The organism is Cyclobacterium sediminis (assembly GCF_054781075.1).
In genome coordinates this window covers 441,083-462,131 of record NZ_BAAGVC010000007.1, presented here as the reverse complement: position 1 = coordinate 462,131, position 21,049 = coordinate 441,083, and the positions used below count along the sequence as shown (strand labels likewise).

The 21,049-nt window shown below is 41.3% G+C and carries 15 protein-coding genes; 6 read left to right on the top strand and 9 right to left on the bottom strand.

Features of this window, described 5'->3' with window-relative positions; all coding sequences use genetic code 11:
* Window positions 1-4: 4 nt before the first annotated feature.
* Window positions 5-1,714: a GMC family oxidoreductase gene (locus ACYVHJ_RS10655; protein WP_460514584.1), complete on the top strand. Its 1,710-nt coding sequence runs from the start codon at window positions 5-7 to the stop codon at window positions 1,712-1,714.
* 222 nt (window positions 1,715-1,936) lie between these two features.
* Here ACYVHJ_RS10655 and ACYVHJ_RS10650 read toward each other — a convergent pair whose 3' ends face one another.
* Complete coding sequence (locus tag ACYVHJ_RS10650) at window positions 1,937-3,310, bottom strand: tetratricopeptide repeat protein (RefSeq protein ID WP_460514581.1); 1,374 nt, start codon at window positions 3,308-3,310, stop codon at window positions 1,937-1,939.
* Window positions 3,311-3,737: 427 nt separating this feature from the next.
* On the opposite strand from ACYVHJ_RS10650, the gene ACYVHJ_RS10645 reads away from it, so the two are divergent.
* Window positions 3,738-3,899 (top strand): hypothetical protein, encoded by a 162-nt coding sequence (locus ACYVHJ_RS10645; RefSeq protein WP_460514579.1) that lies wholly within the window; start codon window positions 3,738-3,740, stop codon window positions 3,897-3,899.
* Window positions 3,900-3,960: 61 nt separating this feature from the next.
* Here the strand turns inward: ACYVHJ_RS10645 and ACYVHJ_RS10640 are convergent, their stop codons facing one another.
* From ACYVHJ_RS10640 to ACYVHJ_RS10615, 6 genes are all read right to left on the bottom strand, one after another.
* On the bottom strand, window positions 3,961-4,602 hold the full coding sequence (locus tag ACYVHJ_RS10640; protein WP_339905426.1) for a lipoprotein signal peptidase: 642 nt from the start codon (window positions 4,600-4,602) through the stop codon (window positions 3,961-3,963).
* Between the two features lie 3 nt (window positions 4,603-4,605).
* On the bottom strand, window positions 4,606-7,980 hold the full coding sequence (ileS, locus tag ACYVHJ_RS10635) for an isoleucine--tRNA ligase (protein ID WP_460514577.1): 3,375 nt from the start codon (window positions 7,978-7,980) through the stop codon (window positions 4,606-4,608).
* A gap of 943 nt (window positions 7,981-8,923) precedes the next feature.
* A complete protein-coding gene (gene dgt / locus ACYVHJ_RS10630) occupies window positions 8,924-10,252 on the bottom strand; it encodes a dGTP triphosphohydrolase (RefSeq protein WP_460514575.1) in 1,329 nt (442 codons plus the stop codon).
* A 51-nt stretch (window positions 10,253-10,303) separates the two neighbouring features.
* Window positions 10,304-11,725: a TolC family protein gene (locus ACYVHJ_RS10625; protein ID WP_339903722.1), complete on the bottom strand. Its 1,422-nt coding sequence runs from the start codon at window positions 11,723-11,725 to the stop codon at window positions 10,304-10,306.
* Between the two features lie 11 nt (window positions 11,726-11,736).
* On the bottom strand, window positions 11,737-14,916 hold the full coding sequence (locus ACYVHJ_RS10620; protein WP_460514573.1) for an efflux RND transporter permease subunit: 3,180 nt from the start codon (window positions 14,914-14,916) through the stop codon (window positions 11,737-11,739).
* 3 nt (window positions 14,917-14,919) lie between these two features.
* Window positions 14,920-16,104, bottom strand: a complete 1,185-nt coding sequence (locus tag ACYVHJ_RS10615; protein WP_460514570.1) for an efflux RND transporter periplasmic adaptor subunit — start codon at window positions 16,102-16,104, stop codon at window positions 14,920-14,922.
* A 245-nt stretch (window positions 16,105-16,349) separates the two neighbouring features.
* On the opposite strand from ACYVHJ_RS10615, the gene ACYVHJ_RS10610 reads away from it, so the two are divergent.
* From ACYVHJ_RS10610 to ACYVHJ_RS10595, 4 genes are read left to right on the top strand one after another with little or no spacing between them, the layout of a single operon-like run.
* Window positions 16,350-17,411 (top strand): carbohydrate-binding family 9-like protein, encoded by a 1,062-nt coding sequence (locus tag ACYVHJ_RS10610; RefSeq protein ID WP_460514568.1) that lies wholly within the window; start codon window positions 16,350-16,352, stop codon window positions 17,409-17,411.
* Window positions 17,412-17,464: 53 nt separating this feature from the next.
* Window positions 17,465-18,271 (top strand): DUF4382 domain-containing protein, encoded by an 807-nt coding sequence (locus ACYVHJ_RS10605; RefSeq protein ID WP_460514566.1) that lies wholly within the window; start codon window positions 17,465-17,467, stop codon window positions 18,269-18,271.
* Between the two features lie 13 nt (window positions 18,272-18,284).
* Window positions 18,285-19,319 (top strand): bifunctional diaminohydroxyphosphoribosylaminopyrimidine deaminase/5-amino-6-(5-phosphoribosylamino)uracil reductase RibD, encoded by a 1,035-nt coding sequence (gene ribD / locus ACYVHJ_RS10600; RefSeq protein ID WP_460514564.1) that lies wholly within the window; start codon window positions 18,285-18,287, stop codon window positions 19,317-19,319.
* On the top strand, window positions 19,312-19,782 hold the full coding sequence (locus tag ACYVHJ_RS10595) for a GAF domain-containing protein (protein ID WP_460514562.1): 471 nt from the start codon (window positions 19,312-19,314) through the stop codon (window positions 19,780-19,782). The genes ribD and ACYVHJ_RS10595 overlap by 8 nt, the downstream gene beginning before the upstream one ends.
* Before the next feature lie 22 nt (window positions 19,783-19,804).
* Here ACYVHJ_RS10595 and ACYVHJ_RS10590 read toward each other — a convergent pair whose 3' ends face one another.
* Both ACYVHJ_RS10590 and ACYVHJ_RS10585 read right to left on the bottom strand, forming a co-directional pair.
* Window positions 19,805-20,149 carry a hypothetical protein gene (locus ACYVHJ_RS10590; protein ID WP_460514560.1) on the bottom strand — a complete coding sequence of 115 codons (345 nt, stop codon included), beginning with the start codon at window positions 20,147-20,149 and terminating at the stop codon, window positions 19,805-19,807.
* Window positions 20,146-20,964: a type II toxin-antitoxin system antitoxin SocA domain-containing protein gene (locus ACYVHJ_RS10585; protein WP_460514558.1), complete on the bottom strand. Its 819-nt coding sequence runs from the start codon at window positions 20,962-20,964 to the stop codon at window positions 20,146-20,148. The genes ACYVHJ_RS10590 and ACYVHJ_RS10585 overlap by 4 nt, the downstream gene beginning before the upstream one ends.
* Window positions 20,965-21,049: the final 85 nt, after the last annotated feature.

Below are 21,049 nucleotides of genomic sequence, written 5' to 3'. Positions count from 1 at the left end.
CTCAATGGCCAATTTGAATATAAAAAGCAAAAAAGATAACAGCTATGACGCCATCGTCATCGGCTCCGGAATAAGCGGAGGCTGGGCTGCCAAAGAATTTTGTGAGAAAGGATTGAATACCCTGGTACTTGAAAGAGGCCGGGAAGTAAAGCATGTCAAAGATTATCCCACCACCAACAGCATGCCTTGGGAACTCGAGCATAGAGGTGCCATTCTCCAAAATGTGAAAGAGGAAAACCCGGTTGTAAGCAGGTGCTATGCCTATAAAGAAGATACACAGCATTTTTTCGTTAAAGATACCGAGCATCCCTATGTTCAAGAAAAACCATTTGATTGGATTCGGGGCTACCAAACCGGAGGAAAATCCCTGCTCTGGGCCAGACAAGTTCAACGGTGGAGCGATTTTGATTTTGAAGGTCCCGCCAGAGATGGATTTGCAGTAGACTGGCCCATACGCTACAAAGATCTGGCACCCTGGTACAGCCATGTAGAAAAATTCATTGGTGTATCCGGTAACAAAGACGGCAAGCCCAATTTGCCGGATGGGGAGTTTTTACCTCCCTTTGAACTAACTGCCGGAGAAAAATACTTTAAGGAGTTCCTGAAAAACAATTACCCTGAAAGAGAAATCGTAGTGGCACGCTGTGCCCATATCACCGGCAACCAAGAATTCTATGCCAAGCAGGGCAGAACCCTTTGCCAAAACAGGACCCTTTGCCAGCGTGGTTGTCCATTTGGCGGGTATTTTAGTAGCAATTCCTCCACCCTTCCATGGGCTGCCAAAACAGGCAACCTTACCATGCATCACCATGCAGTGGTACACTCTATCATTTATGATGATGAAAAAGGAAAGGCCACAGGAGTAAGGGTGATCGATGCCCAAACCAAAGAGATGAAGGAGTTCTATGCAGAAGTCATCTTTGTCAATGCCAGTGCTTTGAATACCAATTTAATTTTGCTGAATTCTACTTCCAGCCGCTTTCCCAATGGTCTTGGCAATGACAGTGGTGTGCTAGGGAAATATGTTGCCTTCCACAATTACCGTGCAGGCATCTCTGCAGAATACGATGGGTTGAAGGAATACACTACAGAAGGAAGAAGACCTACCTCAGGTTATTTCCCCAGGTTCAGGAACCTCCACAAACAAGAAACAGACTTTTTAAGAGGCTATGCAGCGGGCTTTAGTTCCAGTAGGCGAACCATCAGTGATTATTCCGGCATAGGCGATGAGCTGGAAAAATCCATGGCAAAGGCACCTGAGTATGGTCCTTGGCGCATGGGCTCCCACATGATGGGGGAAACCATTCCTAAAGAAGAAAGTCAGGTAAGCCTGGACTCCGAACTAAAGGATGAATGGGGTATACCACAATTGAAAATTGCCATGGATTATGACGACAATGATGAGGCCATGATCAAGGATTATTTGGAGCAAATGTCGGAGATGTTTGAGGCAGCAGGTTTTACCAATATCCGAACCAGAGACGACAAACGTGCTCCGGGTCTGGACATCCACGAAATGGGAGGAGCACGAATGGGCAAAGACCCAAAAACATCGGTACTTAATGAATGGAATCAAGTACATGCCTGTCCCAATGTATACGTTACGGACGGCGCTTGCATGACTTCCACCAGCACCCAAAACCCTTCCCTTACCTATATGGCCATTACTGCAAGAGCAGTAGACCATGCGGTGAAGAACAGGGGTAAAAGTTAAATTAAAAATAAATTAGAAAGACCCAAAAGGTCAATCAAACAGGCCGGGAATATTTTCCGGCCTTTTTTTGGGGATTGGGTTCGCCTTCAGGAGGTCGGGGGGATTTGTTTGATGATTAATGAACGTTTGAGATTTTGTCAGCATTGTTGCTAAATTAGCCCACTGATTATCATCAAAAAAATTAGTTTAAATTGGTTAAATCAATTTGATTTTATCAGGACACTATCGTTTTTCCTCACCAACTAAATAGTTCTTTAAAAAAGCAATTTTCTTATCATAACCTAGTGATAGTTCCTGAATTTCTTCCTCTATTGGATCCGTGCTTCGATCACAAAATTTGATAGCGTTAGAATAACTTTCTTTCCAGTCAGGTTTATTTTGAGCGAACAATAATCGTCCCAAATACAAGTGGCTTTCCCATTGCTTGGAATTCAAAGTGAGGGCTTTTTGAAAGTGTTCTTGCGCCAATTCCTTTTTTCCTTGTTGCCTATATGCTTCAGCAATGTTGTGTGTGATCCTGGCATATCGAATACTGTTTTTCTCCAAATAGAATCTGTGATTATCAATTGTATGATATAGGATTTCTAAAGCCTCAGAAGGTACACTTGATGGTTGCTTTAAAAGTACAGCGGCTCGAATATGTAATACCTCTGCCATTGTTAGTAATAAATCTTTTGACGGAGTTGGATCAGCAATATATTTAGCTTCATTTTCGATCAACAAATTCTCATAATCTTCGGCAAGAGTATTTAAAACTTGCAGACAATCCTCCCACTTTTCTGCAGTGTAAAGGTCAAGAACCAATAACCAATAACCAACCAGATAAAAAGAGGCTTCGAGTTCTGAACCAGTATATGCTGCTTGCTCAGCATGAAGGAACCCCTCACAAACAATGGTACCATGGTAAGCTGGATCCCAATCACGGTCCTTTAACGTAATCCTTACATAATTATGAATTTTAGAGGGCGCTTCCTCTGCAGCTCCCATAAGAACCACATCAAAATGATCTGTATCTTCACTGAGTTCTTTTTGTTCAGTTGTATCAACGGATTGAATGTTAACATTCATTCCATATTCGTTATAAATCAATGCGAATACTGAACTAAGCTTCCCTATTAAAGCTCCGGCAGGTTGGTTTGTCCCTTTCCGCGCATTGATCCTTCTGATGTTGCTGATTAGAATATCCGGTAAATCTTCTTTCTTAGTGTTTGTTATAGGAGGCCGTAATTTAGTTTTATTTTTAGGCAAGACTTCTTTCGCATAGTCAAGAAAGTAAGATATCTTTCCATTAGAAATAAATATTGATAATAAATCTAGTTCTTCAATTTTGGGACGAAAGCAGTCTGTATAATTATAGGAATATTCCTTGTAATAGTAATCAGCTGTAACCTTTGGAGATGTTAAGAGGCATCTTTTAAAAGCGTAAAGCGATTGAAAAAAATTTGGATTTACAAATTCAAATTGATATTCTGAGGCAGTTTTATTGAGTTCCCTTTCAAAATCAATCCGCTCAATTTTATGATTGACATTAAATGATAAACTTTTTACCAATTTTTTATATCCCTCAAAATAATCAAAGTGAATTTTTAGTATCATAGGTATCAATTTTTTGAAATAGCTAAAATCAAGTCGATCTCATCAAGTATGTAATAGCTAAGACAATTGTTTAAACTCAACATCTCGAAGCACAATTATCAACACTAAATATCAATATAGTTGATTTGATTAAATTGCCAAGGGCTCCTTTGCGTTTTTTTACCCGTATTCGAGGACATAGTCAAAAAGTAACGTCTGGTTGTTAACTTAACTAGAAATTTTGTCAGCATTGTTGCTAAAAATTGGCAAGAATACCGCCAAAATCGTGACGTATACATCACCTTACCACGGGCTACACCCGTGGCTAAGTTATATCAGGCTTTCAGGCCATTAGTGGAATAGGTTTGCTTCCGAAATAATTTTCGATCCATTTAATTGACAATGTATCAGCTATTCAATAGCTGATAACAAATAAAACCCTAAAGCCATGAGCATAGTTTGGATAATTATTTTATTTATTGCTGCAACCCACGGAGGAGCATTCGCTTATATGATAGTAAATAAGATAAAGTCAGGACAAAAATCAAATAGAGATAAATCCTCTAAGGAAATAAAGAAACTGAAAGTTCAGCACTCAAGGCAAATTTAAAAAAAAACGGTAAAGCCCTTATAGAACTTTACCGCCTCTCTATTCCTTAAATTGAATAGCTTTACTTTTCGTCAATAAATTGCTTCTGGATATGGTCCTCTTCTTCTTTTTCCCCATGTTCTTCATTTTCTTCATCAAAGAAACGCTTCTGGAAAATTAGGATGATACCTACACCTACAAAAATGGATGCATCTGCTATATTAAAAATTGGCCATAGGGCAGTATAGCCTCCTCCAAAGATTGGAATCCATTCAGGCACAAAACCTTCCCAGATGTCAATATAAAACATGTCCACTACCTGTCCATGAAACCATGGGGTGGCAGCATCAAAAGGGGCGTTTCCAAGCCAAACACCATAAAATACGCTGTCAATAAGATTGCCCACTGCTCCTCCGAGTATCATGGCAATACATATAATGTATCCCGGATGCGCTTTTTTAGTGATTAGGGAATACAAATAATAACCAATCCCAAACATGGCCACCAATCGAAAGCTGGTAAGCAAAAGTTTACCATATTCGGAACCCAATTGCATGCCAAATGCCATTCCCGGGTTGGTGGTATAATGGAGCTTGAACCAATCTCCAAAAACTTTGATTTGTCCTGCTGTGCCAAAATCCATTCCGTAATGGACCATCATCTTCACCGCTTGGTCAATCACTATCACCAATAAGGTGATGCCAAAATATTTCCAATATTTCATATATTATACTTTCTCTACTTTAACGGCGAGTTCAAACTCATCCATGTCCAAAACGGTAGAATTATTACTGTCTCCATCAAGGGTTAACGCCAATGCTTGTGTTTCAGTTTTGATATAGTCGGAGAAATTAAGCAATGCATTGTCCACCGTTGCATTAAGTGGCGCAATATGGATACGAATTTTGTCCTGAACTTCCAGTCCCATGTCCTTACGGAAATTTTGGATCCTGTTAACAAAATCCCTGGCAATCCCTTCTTCCTTCAATGCTGTGCTTAGGGTAACATCCAAGGCCACAGTAATGCCATTGTCTGTAGCTACAGACCAACCAGGGATATCCTGTGACTGGATCAATACTTCTTCCAGTTTAAGTGTGGCAGCTTCTCCATCAATGCTGATTTCTACCTGTCCTTCCTTCTCGATTTGAGCGATTTCTTCTTTGCCCCATTGCTGAATGAGCTGGTTGACAGCCTTCATTTTAGGACCAAAACGCTTACCCAAAAGGGCGAAATTAGGCTTGACACTTTTCACTAAAATGTCAGAAGTATCATCTATGTATTCAATTGATTTGATATTAACCTCTGATTTAATAAGGTCCTCTACATGCTCAATCAAAGCCTTGGTTTCTTCATTCAATACCGGTATAAGCACTTTCTGAAGCGGCTGTCTTACCTTTAATCTTTCCTTTTTCCTTAGGGAATGCACCAAAGATGAGATGTCTTGGGCCAACTGCATGCTGTTTTCCAGGGACAGGTTGATCAAGTTCTCATTGGAAGGCTTCCAATCTGTCAAATGCACAGACAAAGTTTTGTTTTCCAAGCTTGAAGTAAGGTTCTGGTACAACCAATCCGAATAAAAAGGTGCCACAGGGGACATCAATCCGGCAATCACCTCCAAGCATTCATACAAGGTCTCATAGGCAGCCTGCTTGTCTGCATTCATGTCGCCTCTCCAAAATCGTTTTCTTGCCAAACGCACATACCAGTTGGACAGTTGATCCACAGTAAAATTCATGATGGCCCTGGAGGCAGGCGTTATGTCATAATTTTCGTAGGCCGTTTCTGTTTCCTTGATCAATGACTGCAACTTGGAAAGGATCCATCGATCCAGTTCGGGCCGTTCATTCACAGGGATTACATTGGCTGCATCGTAAGCAAAGGCATCCAAATTGGCATACAGCGCAAAGAAATTATAAGTGTTTTGAAGGGTTCCAAAGAATCTTCTTTGCACTTCCACTACGCCTTCTTTGTTGAACTTAAGGTTGTCCCAAGGGTTGGCATTGCTCAACATGTACCAACGCAAGGCATCCGGTCCAAATTCCTTAAGGGTTTTGAAAGGATCCACAGCGTTGCCCAGACGTTTGGACATTTTGTTGCCATTTTTGTCCAGCACCAGGCCGTTAGCGATTACATTCTTGAAAGCTACGCTATCAAATAACATTACCGCCAGCGTATGCAGGGTAAAGAACCACCCCCTTGTTTGGTCAACGCCTTCTGCGATAAAATCTGCAGGATAATTGGCCTTAAAGATTTCGTTATTTTCAAAGGGATAATGCCACTGGGCATAAGGCATGGCCCCGGAATCAAACCATACATCGATAAGATCAGGTTCGCGGAACATCTTGTCTCCGTTCTCTGCTACCAATACGATATCATCTACAAAAGGTCGGTGAAGATCCACTTCTTTGCCTTTGTAGGGAGATTCTTTCATATATCCTTTAGCAACCGATTCTTCAATGGCTGCTTCCAATTCAGCTACTGAACCAATACACCTGGTTTGGGTACCTTCCTTATTTCTCCAGATAGGCAAAGGTGTCCCCCAAAATCTAGATCGACTAAGGTTCCAATCCACAAGGTTTTCCAGCCAATTGCCAAACCTACCTGTTCCGGTAGATTCAGGCTTCCAATTGATGGTTTTATTAAAAGCTACCAACTTGTCTTTATAAGCAGTGGTTTTGATGAACCAACTTTCCAGCGGATAATACAAGATAGGCATATCCGTACGCCAGCAGTGTGGGTAGCTGTGCTCGTACTTTTCTACTTTAAATGCCTTGTTTTCATTTTTTAAAATGATGGAAATGATGACATCCGTACTCTTGTAGGCTTTGTTATTTTCGTCATCGTGGGTATAATTTTTTACGTAAAAGTCATCCGCAGTAAAGGTTTTGTGAACCGGGATTGAATGTTCTTCTATTTTGGAAAGCAAATACTCGCCCACCACTGGAAGGAACTTTCCTTTTTTATCCACAATAGGGATTTCCATCCCCTTCTCATCTTTCAGGAATATTCCGGGAACATTTTGCTGGGCAAGTGTTCTAAAGTCATCGGCACCAAAAGCTTTGGCCAAATGCACGATTCCAGTACCATCTTCAGTGGTTACATAATCTGCGGAAATCACGGTAAAAGCCGGTTCGGGAAGTGCCAAAGCTTCGATAGGGAACAATTGTTCATACTTCATTCCTATCAAATCCTTGCCTTTTATTTCCTCCACTACTTGGTAAGGAATGACCTTGTCTCCCGGTTTATAGGCAGACAAATCTGCATCAGCACTTTTGGGGTTGAAATAAGCAGACATCCTGGCCTTGGCCAATAGTACTGTTTGAGGTGCAAAGGTGTAAGGGTTAAATGTTTTGACCTTTACATAATCCAACTTCTCACCGATGGCAAGGGCTGAATTGGAAGGCAGGGTCCAAGGTGTGGTGGTCCATGCCAATATATATAGATCCTCCTCTCCCTTAACCTTAAACTGGGCTGTGATGGAAGTGTCTTTTACATCTCGATAACTACCCGGCTGGTTAAGTTCATGCGAACTCAGGCCTGTACCTGCAGCCGGTGAATAGGGCTGTATGGTATAACCTTTGTAAATCAAATCCTTTTCATAGAGCTTTTTAAGCAAATGCCAAAGACTCTCTACATATTTCACATCAAAAGTAATGTAAGGGTCATCTAGGTCTACCCAATAACCTATTTGTTCGGTCAGGTTGTCCCATTCATGCTTGTAACGCATGACGGTTTCCCTACATTTTTGATTGTATTCTTCTACGGAGATTTTTTTACCAATATCCTCCTTGGTGATTCCCAACTCCTTTTCTACCTGTAACTCTACAGGCAAGCCGTGGGTATCCCAACCTCCCTTTCTTTTTACTTGAAATCCTTTTAGTGTTTTATAGCGGCAAAAGACATCTTTTATTGCCCTTGCCATTACATGGTGAATTCCCGGGGTTCCATTGGCTGAAGGCGGGCCTTCATAAAAGGTATAGGAAGGTGCACCCTCCCTATTGCTAATGGATTTTTCAAAAACGGCATTGTTTTTCCAAAAAGCCAATACGTCCTCCCCTATTTTGGGGTAATCTACCTGTTTAAACTCCTGATATTTCTTCACTGTAATTAGAAAATATTATCTGTGTCTTGATGCGCCTTATTTTTTAGGACATTTGTAATCTGTCCAAAACGAAGCCGTAAAGTTAATAGAAAACAGGGGTATATGTATGGCAATTGAAGAAAATCTATGCACTTGGTCTACTGAGCCTAAGAGAAACATCAATTTAGCAGTTTTAAACAAGGTCTATGTTCAAGTAATTGCTTTTGAGCTGGCTAAATAGCCCTATTAATTATTGAATTGTACCGTAGTTCCTTGGAGAAGTTAAGCGAATCCAAAGGCGTAGGTAAAACAAGCACCTATTCCTATGGCTTCGACTCCGCTCAGCCGTAGGTAGAGGGAGCAGTGCTAGTCTTAACAGCGTAGAAAAGTTATATTCTCAAGCTTATTTTTTATAATATTTACGAAAAAATCCCCCTTTGTCCCCCTTTGAAAAAAAGGGGGATTTTGGTTTTTCGGGCTTACAGTATGTTTCTGATTTCACATTTCAATGGCCCACTTAAATTCGGCGTTAAAATACCATTTCTTGCAACTCCCCCTTATTACGGGAATTACGGAAAATAGGGTTTTAGGCTAATTTTCGAATAGTGAATTTTCATAGATTGTTATACCTTTTTTCTGAAGACGTATCTATCAATTACACTATAATTAATATCGGGTTTCGATTATAGCCTACCTGAAAGAAACGGAGAAGCCTGAAGGGCTGAAAATAGAATAGCCACGGGTGAAGCCCGTGGTCAGGGGAACCTACTCGATCTTGATTTTGGCGGCATTGTTGCGCCTTTTCTGCAACAATGCTGACAAAATCTAACCTAAGAATTCGATTTATTTAGGGATTCCAGTTTTTCAACAAATCCCCCTTGATCCCCCTTTGAAATAAAGGGGGAGTTTGGTTTTTTTAGGACTTACGAGTTCATTCCTGATTTAATATTTTTCATTTACAAACTCAAGTACCCGGAATGGTAATTCCTTTTACCCGCCTATAAAGAGAAAGGGCATGTTTGTCTGTCATCCCGGAAATAAAATCCAACAAACCTCTCATTAGCGCATAGGCATCACCGGATTTTTGGAGTTCCAGCTCCTCAGGAAGCAAACGCAAAATACTCTTGTTGTGGCCTGAAAACCTTGATTTCTCAAAGTGAAAATTAAATAAGGCGTCAGAAAAGGTGGCCAATAAGCCTTCCAATACCTGATATCCTGCTGCCTCCTTTTCCAATACAGGTTGAGACCGGTATATTTTTTTAACAGAAAGCGAAGTAATGGCTTCCAAGTTCTCAGCTGAAGGTATAATTTCTGTCAAAGCTTGATCAAATTCACCGCTTAAAATGGCTGCCTCTTTCTCTTCAAAAACAGCCGTGGTTTCCTGAATCAGCTGGCTGATGGCCATGGCCCGCATGATGGCCAATTGCTGTTTTGGACTACTGTATTTTTTAAGTTTCTCCGGTGAATATCGCTCTCCAACAATCGCCCCCATTAAAGAAATGGTCTGATCAAGGGAAACCAAACCTAGGGTACAACCATCCTCCAGGTCAATAATACTGTAACAAATATCATCTGCAGCCTCCACCAAAAAAGCCAAGGGATGCCTCATCCAGCAATTGTCAGCCAATTGAGGAATGCCCATTCCTTCTGCCAAGAGTTCATAATGAGAAATATTACTGGTGAAGAACCCAAATTTCTTTTGGCTTCTTCTTTTCTGACCGGAAGCTTTGCACCAAGCAGGCCTTGGGTATTTGGTAAATGAAGCCAAGGTAGCGGGGGAGATATTCATCCCATTTTTTTTGTCCACCAGCATGCGAAATCCTTGGGCATTTCCCTCAAAGTTGGTAAGGTCCTCCCATTCGTTGGCCGAACACTTTTGCTGCCATAATTTCCCGGTGGCATGAAACTTAAAAAAATCTGAAATGGCCTCTTCTCCGGCATGCCCAAAAGGAGGGTTGCCAATGTCATGGGCCAAAGCCGCAGTGGCCACAATTCCTCCTATGTCAAAAGGCTGCAATTTCTTTGAAGCCAATTCCGGATATTTGTCCAAAAGGAATTTTCCCGCTGACTTTCCCAGAGATCGTCCTACACTTGAAACTTCGAGGCTATGGGTCAATCTGGTATGCACAAAATCATTTTCAGGAAGGGGAAAAACCTGGGTTTTATCCTGAAGATTTCGAAAAGGTGCCGAAAAGATTATCCGATCAAAATCCCGTTCAAATTGACTTCTTTGAAGGTCCGTATCCGAAGGCTTTAAGCCTTCGGGCAATAGTAATTTTTCCCAATTCATCATAGCACTTCAAAAATACGAAGTGTAGGCTTAGGTAAAAAAGAAATGGCCGGACTATTTCCAACCACCTCCCAATGCACGGTAAAGGTCCACTACAGTGAGGAACATTTCAATCCTTGTATTGGTCTTGTCCAATTCTGCTTCCAGTACCCTTGACTGGGCCGTAATCACCTCCAGGTAAGTCGCATATCCTCCTCGGAACAATTCATTGGCCGTCGATACTGCATTGAGCAGGACGGCTGTTTCTTCATCTCTAAGGCTGTAAATATTTCTAAGGTTACCCACACGCTGAAGTTTACCTGACACCTCCTGGTAACCATCCAGAATGCTTTTTTGATAATTATACAAGGCAATTTTATTGGAAGCTATGGACTGATCGTATCCTGCTCTGATACGATTCTGAGCAAAAATCGGAGCTGTCAAACCGCCCAATATCCCGATGGTCAAGCCACCGGGCATTTCCAAAGCTGCCGGAAGGCTCTTATCATTCAACCCTACGTAAGGGGTAAGGCTTAAGGAAGGCAAAAACTCTTTTCTAGCCGCTTCTACATTGAAATTACTTGCCCTTAGCTCATGTTCGGCCTGACGAATATCAGGTCTACGAAGCAACATGTCTGCTGGCAAACCGGCTTCCATCCCATACGGAAGTTTGATTTCCAATAAGGAGGAGGCCCTTTCAATAGGCTGAGGAAACCTGCCAATAATAAAGTTTAATCTATTTTCTGTCTCGATGATTTCTTGTTGCTTCTCGTAAGAAAGGCTTTTTGTAGAAAGCAATTGAGCTGAAAACTGTTGCACAGCCAGCTCTGTCGCCCTACCGGCCATTTTCTGAATTTTAATCAGCTCCAATGCCATCTCTTGGTATTCAATATTCCTATTGATGGTTTCCAACTGAATGTCTAAACCCAGTAATTGATAGTAAATTCTTGAAATCTCAGCTACCATATTGGTGACCACCAGGTGTCTTCCCATCCCTGTAGCTAGAAATTTTTCATAATCAGCTTCCTTTCTATTTTTCACCTTTCCCCAAATATCGATTTCCCAGGTACTCTGAAAGCCTATGAAATTATTCTCTGCTCTATTGACAACATTTCTGTCTCCATTGATGGTGCCACTAAACAAGTTGGGCCGAATATCTCCAGAGCGGTATCGAACCATCCCATTTAAGGTCGGATACATTTGCCCTTTAGTAATTCTATACTGAGCCCTGGCAATTTCAATTCTTTCCAGGGCTGTCAGGATATCCAGGTTATTCTCAAGCCCAGTTTCGATTAGGCTAACAAGATTGGGATCATTGAAGAACTCCTCCCAGGAAATGTCCCCAATACTGGCAGAGTCCTCTATATCCAAAAAGGTCTCAGGCATTGGCTCCATTTCTGGCATTACCGGAGCCTCAATACTTTTACAGGCAAACACCGATACCATCGCCAGGATGCCTATGGAAAGACGAAGGATCAATTTATTTTTTAAAAACATGGAGTATTTGTTCAATTATTTGAAAAAGATACTTGTGTATTATCTTTCTTTTCTGAAGTTGGCTTTTGATTTTCTTCTACTTTCTGGAAGGTGAAATGGGCGAAAATCACATACAATCCTGGGATGATGATCAACCCAAATATGGTCCCGATTAACATACCCCCGGCAGCTGCCGTACCAATGGATCGGTTACCCAAAGCCCCGGCACCAGTGGCCATTGCCAAAGGCAATAAGCCGGCAATAAAGGCAAAGGAAGTCATTAATATGGGTCGCAACCTGGTCACGGATCCTTCCACAGCTGCTTGTATCACAGAATGCCCTGCTTCTCTTTTCTGAATGGCAAATTCCACAATCAAAATGGCATTTTTACCCAAAAGACCGATAAGCATGATCAATGCCACTTGCGCATAAATATTGTTCTGTAAGCCCAATAAGTAAAGGGAGATAAAGGCACCAAATACCCCCACCGGAAGAGATAGAATCACCGGAAGTGGCAAGAGAAAACTTTCATATTGTGCGGAAAGAATCAAATAGACAAACAACAAGCAGATCAAGAAAATAACAATGGCTTGGTTTCCTGAAGTAACCTCTTCTCTGGACATCCCATACCAGTCATGATTGTATCCTTGGGGAAGTTTTTCGGCCGTTACTCTTTCAATAGCAGCAATCACATCTCCACTACTGTACCCGGGGGCAGCAGAACCTTTTACGGTAGATGAATTGTACATATTAAACCTCGTCAACTGTTCGGGACCATAGGCTTTTTCCATGGTTAGGAAAGAAGAGATGGGCACCATTTCACCTTCATTGTTTTTTACTTGAAGCGCCATTACATCCTCAGGTTTGGCCCTGTATTCCGGCCCGGCTTGTAGCATTACATCATACATTTGTTCAAAGCGAACAAAATCAGAAACAAATTGCCCACCCAATAAAACCTGCATGGTTCCAAGGGCTTTGGCTATCGTGACTCCATTTTTGGCTGCCTGATCCTGATCAATCCGGATAAGAAACTGCGGGAAGGTAGGGTCAAAGTCAGTAAAAGCAAAGCCTATTTCCGGACTGGCCATCAGCTCCTCCACTAAGTCATTGGTTACTGTGGACAAGCGGTCCAGATTACCTGTTCCTGTTTGGTCGAGTACTTTCATCTGAAAACCACTGGAGTTACCAAAACCTGAAACTGTAGGAGGCAAGAAGAAACTGATCTTCGCATCAGAAATTTCATCACCAAGCCTTCCAAATTCGTCCAATGTCTGCTGAATGGGCAGGTCTTTCCTTTCATCCCAGGATTTGAGATTGACCATGGCCATACCATAAGAGGCCCCGGAAAGTCCATTTCCCAGTGAATACCCAGCCAAACTGGAAACAGAAGCTACCGCCTCATTTCCTTCCAATTTATGGATCAATTCATCCAAAACCTTTTCTGTCCTTTCCACTGTTGCACCCACGGGAGTGGTTACATTTACATAAACCATACTCTGGTCTTCAGTTGGGATAAAGCCTGTGGGCAATATTTTACTTACCCCCCAAGTGGCCGCAAAGAAGAAGAGTAATATCAGCGTAGTGATTCCCTTTCTAGGCACCAAGAAGGTGACATATTGAAAATATTTGTTTTCAAAGAAATTGTAGTAATGGTTGAAACCATTGAAAAATCGTTGTAACAAGGTTTGTTTCTTTTCTTCACCATAATGGTTTTGAAGCAAGATGGCACAAAGCGCAGGAGTTAATGTCAGTGCATTGATCCCGGAAATAAAAATGGCGATGGCCAAAGTCAAGGAAAACTGCCTATAAAATACGCCAACCGGACCGGACATAAATGCCACCGGAACAAACACGGCAGACATTACCATGGTAATGGCAATGATGGCCCCACTAATTTCTTTCATGGCAGCAAAGGTAGCCGCACGCGGTGCCAGACCTTCTTTCTCCATTTTGGCATGAACTGCCTCCACCACCACAATGGCATTATCCACCACAATACCTATGGCCAGTACCAGTGCAAATAAGGTAAGCAGGTTAATAGAAAAGCCCAACCACTGCATAAAAAACAAGGTACCGATCAATGCAACAGGAACGGCTAAAGTAGGGATAAGTGTGGAGCGAAAATCCTGTAGGAAAATAAAAACCACAATAAAAACCAATATAAATGCCTCTACCAAGGTAACCAATACCTCATGAATGGAAGCATCCAAGAATCTGGACACATCATAGGAGATTTTATAATCCATCCCTGATGGGAAATTGTCCTGCTTAATTTGTTCTATTTTCTCTTTTACATTGGCAATAACCTCACTGGCGTTGGATCCGGGACGCTGAATAACCATTACCGAAGCGGCAGGTTTCCCATCCATCTTGGCAATCCTACCATAATTCAAGTTACCAAATTCCACATCAGCAATGTCTTTTAACCTTAGTATTGACCCATCCGGGTTGGCCCTGATGACCAAGTTTTCATACTGCTTGGGCTCATAAAATTTACCGGTGTATTTAAGGACATACTGGAGCATTTGCATGTCTTTACCGGAGCTGATCCCCAGCTGCCCGGGGGCTGCTTCCACATTCTGATTGTTGATGGCAGCGATGACGTCGTCTGTGGCCACTTTATAAGCCGTCATTCGATCGGGCTTGAGCCATATCCTCATGGAGTAATCTTTGGTACTCATGATTTCGGCAAGACCTACACCATCCACCCGCTGCAACTCTTGGAGCACATTGAGATCGGTAAAGTTATAGATAAAGGCTTCGTCCAGTGAGGGGTCATCACTGGCCACGTTGATATACATGAGCAAGCCTTCCACTTGCTTTTCCACCGTAACCCCTGCTTTGGTAACAATTTCCGGTAAGTCATTGACCACCGTAGAAACCCTGTTCTGTATTTCTACCGCTGCCAGATCCGGATCAACTCCGGCCTGAAAATAAACTTTGATGATAACTGTACCCCTGTTACTACTTACAGAGGTCATGTAGGTCATCCCCGGCACACCATTGATCACTTTTTCAAGAGGAGTGGCCACTGTTTTGGCCGCTACTTCTGCATTTGCTCCCCTGTATTTGGCACGAATGGATACAGATGGTGGCGCAATATCCGGGAAAAGTTCTACCGGCAAGGTGAAAAAAGACAACAATCCCAGCAACACAAAGAAAAGGGATATCACCAGTGATAAAACCGGCCTTTTTATAAATAAATCAAACATAGCTTATTTTTCTGTACTGGTAGGCATTACTTCTGCAAGGGTATCGTCATTTTCCGGTAAGGCAGCATCTGTCTCCCCTGCAATAATTTTTGGTTGGATGGTCATTCCATCTTTTACGTTTTGGATGCCTTCATACACCATGCGCTCTCCTACTTTCAAACCGGATTCTATGACATAATAATGGGAAAATCTTGCTCTAGGGACAATACTGCGCATTTCCACTGTATTGTCTTCTTTCACTATGTATACAAAACTCCTGTCCTGAATTTCAAAAACCGCCTTTTGAGGTATAATAATGGCGTTCCTTATCTTATTGGTAAGAATGATTTTACCAGTTGCACCATGTTTGAGGATTTTACTCGGATTAGGAAATAATGCCCTAAAGGCAATAGAACCGGTATTGGCGTTGAATTCTCCTTGCATGGTTTCAATAATTCCCTCATAAGAATAGGGAGCGCCATCTGCAAGTACCAACTGAACTACATTGTTTTCTGTGGTTTCGCCTTTTGACTTGATGTATTCAAGGTATTCTTTTTCGGAAACATTGAAATAGACATGCACAGAACTAATGTTGGAAACAGTAGTAAACAAACTGCCTTGATCTACCAAACTACCTGTTTTTAAAGGGATTCTATCAATGATCCCATCAAAAGGGGCCCTGATATTGGTATAGGACAATTGAACTTGGGCATTGTCTAAGGCTGATTTTGCCTCTTCAATCTGGGCCAGTACGGCATCGTATTTTGCTTTTGTCAGATTTAGCTCTGATTCAGAGATGACATTTTTGTCAACCATTATTTTTAGGCGGTCTACCTCAAACTCTATTACTTTGGCTTCCGCCTTGGCTGTTTCCAAATTGGCTTTGGCTTTGGCTAACTCTGCCTTGTACTCCTGCTCATTGGTTTTGAAGAGAATTTGGCCTTTCTTAACCTCCTGGCCTTCATCCACATTTACTTTTTCAAGAAACCCTTGAACCCGAGCCCTAAGTTCCACATTCTGAATGGCTTTAATATCCGCTACATAATCTCTGTGTAAAATGGTATCAGATGCTACCACCTCAATTACAGGAAATTCTTTGATGGCTTCGGCCTTTTTCCCCGTCTTATTGTCACTATTACATGAAAAAATGACAACCATCGGAATAAAAAAGGTGAAAATCCCGATCTTGTTTAATTTTATCTTACTCATATTCGATGCCAAAACTAGTTTTACTTTTATTCAAGTGATGTGCTTTTTACACTTTAAAGCAACAACAAATAATACAATAATTTTGGTGAAAACCAGATAGATTTTTCCAAAGTAACTTTTACAGACTTTCAACGGGCAATATCATGGATAAGTAAGCCTGCCGACCAATCCAAGGATTAAGGGTTCTACAAAGCGGGTTCATTCTATTACTTATTGTATATTTGCAGCAATTTAATAGCAAAAATATGTTCAAAAGACCACTATCATTACTAGCCCTTTTAAGCTTAAACTTTAATTCATTTTCTCAGGATATTCCGCAGCCCAGAAGCTACGTAGCCTATCAAGTGTCGGAAAAACCCTTAGTAGACGGACAACTAAACGAAGCCGTTTGGCAAGCCGCAGATTGGTCCGAGCCCTTTCTCGATATTCAAGGCCCTGACTTGCCCACTCCCAATCAATTGACCCAAATGAAAATGCTTTGGGATGAACAGCACTTATACATAGGGGTCAAACTACATGAAAAAAACATTTGGGCCACTTATACTGAAAGAGAATCTGTTATCTTCCATGAGAATGACATTGAAGTATTTATAGATCCGGATGGTGACACCCACAATTATTATGAAATTGAGGTCAATGCCTTGGGGACGCTCTGGGACCTGCTACTTACCAAACCCTACAAAAACGGCGGTAAGCCAATCAATGGATGGAATATCAACGATCTAGAATACGCCATCCACCTGAGTGGAACAGTTAATGACCCTACTGATGTGGATGATTATTGGTCCATAGAAATGGCCATCCCATGGAAAAGCCTTTCCCAATCCGGCCCATCCTATAAAGCCCCTGTTGATGGTGACCAATGGCGCATTAACTTTTCAAGGGTGCAATGGCAAATAGAACCCAATTCCAATGGGTATAAAAAAACCATCAATCCAAAAACCGGTAAGGCATTTCCTGAAGACAATTGGGTTTGGTCACCTATGGGACCTATCAATATGCACCTTCCGGAACGTTGGGGTTATTTACAGTTTTCGGAGATCAATATTGGGGAAGGAAAGCAGGCTTTTAAAGCTGAGCCCAATGAAAAAATCAAAAATGAGTTGAGGAAGCTCTATGATGCAGAGAAGCAATTTTTTGCAGGAAATGGACGGTATACCAACAAATTATCTGATTTAAACGTTGATACTAGCCTAACCAAGGTGGAAATTGAAGCCACCAAATCTTGGTTTAAAATTTCCAGCCCGGCTGTTTCCAATGGTGAATACTGGCATATCACTGAAGACAGTAAGATTTGGAAAAAATAAATGGCAGATCCGCAGAAGGAGGTATTCATTCAACCCATGGCAAATCTCATCTCATGATAAAAAACACGATTTATTTGTTCCTGCTTGCCCTTTTTGGCGCTCTTTACACAGGCTGCACAGAACCTTCAGAGACCCGATCCTTGGTAAATATTTTGCTAATTGACGCACCCGGAGACTTTGATGAAGTATGGATAGAAGTGGAAGGCGTAGAAATCCTTCCTGCAGGAAGTCGGGGAAGTGAGGACAACGCCAATTGGGTCAGTATCCCCTATCAAGCGGCCAGCAATATGGTGTTGGTCAGTGCCTTGATAGACGAAACCCAGTTGCTCGTGGGCCGAACAGAATTACAATCCGGAAATATTTCTAAAATACGATTTCTCTTAGGCGAAGAGGCTTACTTCTTAAATGAAGATGACGAGCGAACAGACATGACTTTATCTCCGGATATAGAGGATTTGTTGGAGTTAGATGTAGACATCTCCGTAGAAAGTGGCTATTCTTATGACATCATTTTGGATCTTGACTTGATACAATCAGTAGTAGCTGACCAAAATGGAGATTATGTCTTTACACCCCATTTCAGGGCATTTGTTAGCAACGGTTTGTCGGAAATTTCTGGGACTATCCTACCAATTGATATTGCCCCACATGTTATGGCGATCTCAGCCACGGACACCTTTAGTACACTTACCTCAGATGATGGCGGTTTCTTTCTCAGTGGCTTACCGGAAGATGAATACCTATTTAAGATCGAGGCACCCAGCGGATATGTGGACACTACTTTCAATCTTTTGACTTACCCCGATAGTACCTTGACCCTGGAATCCATCACTTTACAAGAAAGCACCTCATCCGAATAATATAGCCAAAGTGATGACAGAAAGTACGCATAGAAAATACATGTTAAGGGCCATAGAATTGGCGGAATTGGGTAGAGGAAGCGTGAGTCCAAATCCCATGGTGGGCTGTGTGATCGTACATGATGGTTTGATCATCGGAGAAGGTTACCACCAAAAATATGGGGAAGCCCATGCAGAGGTAAATGCCATCGCTTCAGTTCAGGACAAATCCCTTTTAAAGGAGGCAACCCTTTATGTTAGCCTGGAACCTTGTGCCCATTTTGGAAAAACACCTCCCTGCGCAGACCTAATTGCTAAGCATCAATTAAAGGAAGTCATCATCGCTGCGGTAGACAGCAATCCATTGGTAGAGAAAAAAGGCATTCAGAAGTTAGCGCAGGCAGGAATAGCCGTGACTATAGGAGTGATGGAGCAGGAGGTTAGAAATCAGAATGTGCGGTTTTTTACCCAGATGGAAAAAAAGCGTCCCTATATTATTCTAAAATGGGCCCAGACAAAAGATGGCTTTGTAGCCCGAACCAACTTTGACAGTAAATGGATCAGTAATTCACTTAGCAGACAACAGGTACACCGCTGGCGAACAGAAGAGGATGCCATTTTGGTGGGTACCAATACCGCACGCTATGACAATCCCCGACTGAATGCCAGAGATTGGTATGGAAAAGATCCACTGAGGTTGGTCGTAGACAGGGAGTTGAAATTGGAGGAAAGTTTACATTTGTTTGATGGACAGCAGAACACCATCATTTACAATAACAAAATCAATAAGAAAGTCGGAAAGACTGAATGGGCAAAAATGGACGTTCGCATCGATGCCAAAGAAATTGTGGCAGACCTTTATGACAGAAACATTCAGAGCCTGATTGTGGAAGGTGGATCTGCTGTATTGGGGGATTTTATAGCGAATGACTTATGGGATGAGGCCAGGGTTTTTACCGGAAATGCTGAATTTGGTTTGGGCATCCCTGCACCCATCATGACATCTATTCCCAAAGCCCAATATACTTTTAAGGAGGATTTACTAGCAATTTACAGAAACCATGACTGAGGAAATCAATCTACCCAAAAATGCCAACAAGGAGGAAATATACAAAGCCCTTCTGCCACAAGTTAAGGCTTTGCTTTCCGGAGAGGAAGACTTGGTCGCCAATATGGCCAATATGTCCGCTGTACTAAAGGAGGCTTTCGGCTTTTTTTGGGTGGGCTTTTATATTGTCAAAAAAGGTGAATTGGTGTTGGGCCCTTTCCAAGGACCGGTAGCCTGTACGCGAATCCAAAAAGGAAAAGGCGTATGTGGCAAAGCCTGGGAAACCGGAGAAACGCAGCTGGTACCTGATGTCAATGCCTTTCCGGGCCATATTGCCTGCAGCGCCTCCTCCCAATCAGAAATAGTGGTTCCCGTATCCAAAGGAAAGGAGATTATCGCTGTTTTGGATATTGATTCTGATCAGCTAGACGCTTTTGATGCAGTGGATCAGAAGTATTTGGAGGAAATGGTGGGGTGGTTATAAGGTTTCTTTAATTTCAGAACACCTAATTAAAATTGTTAATTATTCTTTGTCTGTCCTCACTTTCTTTATCATTCTTATGGTAGATTTCAACAAAAATGACTTTATTTTCGTTTTGGAAATGAGCGTAAATCAAACGCAATCCTGAATTTACTCCTCTTCCTTTCAATGCTCTACAAGCAATTTTTTTCACTTTTATTACACAAGTTTTCAAGCCTAAATTATCAATACGAAAACTGAATGGAGGTCTTTCTATAGGCGAATATTCTATCACCTTTTTTACGACATCTAAATCATCCTTTAATGTTTTATATTTTTTTACAAGCTTTTTTAAATCTCTTTTAAATTCTGGTAATTCTTCAAAAGTCATTCCTGTTCCTTTTCATCTCCATAGTTTCTCACCGAAAAAGGAGCTTCTCTATAAAAAACTAATTCATAATTTATATCCTCACCCTCTTTTGAAGCTAACCAAGGCAAATCTTTATGAGAATAATTACTTATGGCAGTAGCAGACCAATCGCTCATTTGTTCAATAACTCTATCAAGAATGTCCGTTTCACTTGCTTTCAACGCTGCTAAATCGGCTTTTTCTAAAGGCAAATAACGCGTTTGGGGATAGTCATGATATTTAACTTTGACTCGTTTCAATAGCCCCCCCTCAATCATTTGATTGATAATTGTATTTAATTTTTGAGGAACAGGCCCATAGGGTAATTTCTTATACCTTGCTCCAGTTAAATGCTCTTCATATAATTCGTAGTAGTTGAAATCAGAAAAATACAGCAACTTATAAAGAACCGTTTCCCCAACATTTGGCTTTCCTGCGCATTTTTCTAAAATATAGAGTAACACATTTTTGAATTTATCAACTTTTAAATAAGGTACAGCAATACGCTCTTCAACTACATTAGCATTTATTTTACCCTCCTCATTAACTTTTTGATGAACCTCAAAATTTTCAGACATAAAATCATCCAGTGAAAATCCTAACTCCATCGAAAACTGTTGTAATTCAAGAATATTTACACTTCTATTACCTAATTCAATTTGGGCCAATGATGAACGAGAAATATTAACACTTTTTGCCAAATCTTCTTGAGACAACCCCTTAATCTTACGGAGTTCAACTATCCTCTGACCAATCTGCTTTTGTGATAATTTTGTTTTCATTCCTATATTTTCCATGGTTCTGCTCAAAGATACAAAAATGTTTTAATATGAAACATTTTATTGTTTGTTTACAAAACATTCTTTAATCCTTTATTTAGCT

Bases quoted from the DNA above. Each gene is read 5' to 3' on its own strand.
- ACYVHJ_RS10625 (WP_339903722.1), bottom strand. From the start codon at position 11,725: ATGTTTTTAAAAAATAAATTGATCCTTCGTCTTTCCATAGGCATCCTG.
- ACYVHJ_RS10590 (WP_460514560.1), bottom strand. From the start codon at position 20,149: ATGACTTTTGAAGAATTACCAGAATTTAAAAGAGATTTAAAAAAGCTT.
- ACYVHJ_RS10645 (WP_460514579.1), top strand. From the start codon at position 3,738: ATGAGCATAGTTTGGATAATTATTTTATTTATTGCTGCAACCCACGGA.
- ACYVHJ_RS10640 (WP_339905426.1), bottom strand. From the start codon at position 4,602: ATGAAATATTGGAAATATTTTGGCATCACCTTATTGGTGATAGTGATT.
- ACYVHJ_RS10650 (WP_460514581.1), bottom strand. From the start codon at position 3,310: ATGATACTAAAAATTCACTTTGATTATTTTGAGGGATATAAAAAATTG.
- ACYVHJ_RS10655 (WP_460514584.1), top strand. From the start codon at position 5: ATGGCCAATTTGAATATAAAAAGCAAAAAAGATAACAGCTATGACGCC.
- ACYVHJ_RS10585 (WP_460514558.1), bottom strand. From the start codon at position 20,964: ATGGAAAATATAGGAATGAAAACAAAATTATCACAAAAGCAGATTGGT.
- ACYVHJ_RS10610 (WP_460514568.1), top strand. From the start codon at position 16,350: ATGTTCAAAAGACCACTATCATTACTAGCCCTTTTAAGCTTAAACTTT.
- ACYVHJ_RS10605 (WP_460514566.1), top strand. From the start codon at position 17,465: ATGATAAAAAACACGATTTATTTGTTCCTGCTTGCCCTTTTTGGCGCT.
- ACYVHJ_RS10615 (WP_460514570.1), bottom strand. From the start codon at position 16,104: ATGAGTAAGATAAAATTAAACAAGATCGGGATTTTCACCTTTTTTATT.
- dgt (WP_460514575.1), bottom strand. From the start codon at position 10,252: ATGATGAATTGGGAAAAATTACTATTGCCCGAAGGCTTAAAGCCTTCG.
- ribD (WP_460514564.1), top strand. From the start codon at position 18,285: ATGACAGAAAGTACGCATAGAAAATACATGTTAAGGGCCATAGAATTG.
- ACYVHJ_RS10595 (WP_460514562.1), top strand. From the start codon at position 19,312: ATGACTGAGGAAATCAATCTACCCAAAAATGCCAACAAGGAGGAAATA.
- ACYVHJ_RS10620 (WP_460514573.1), bottom strand. From the start codon at position 14,916: ATGTTTGATTTATTTATAAAAAGGCCGGTTTTATCACTGGTGATATCC.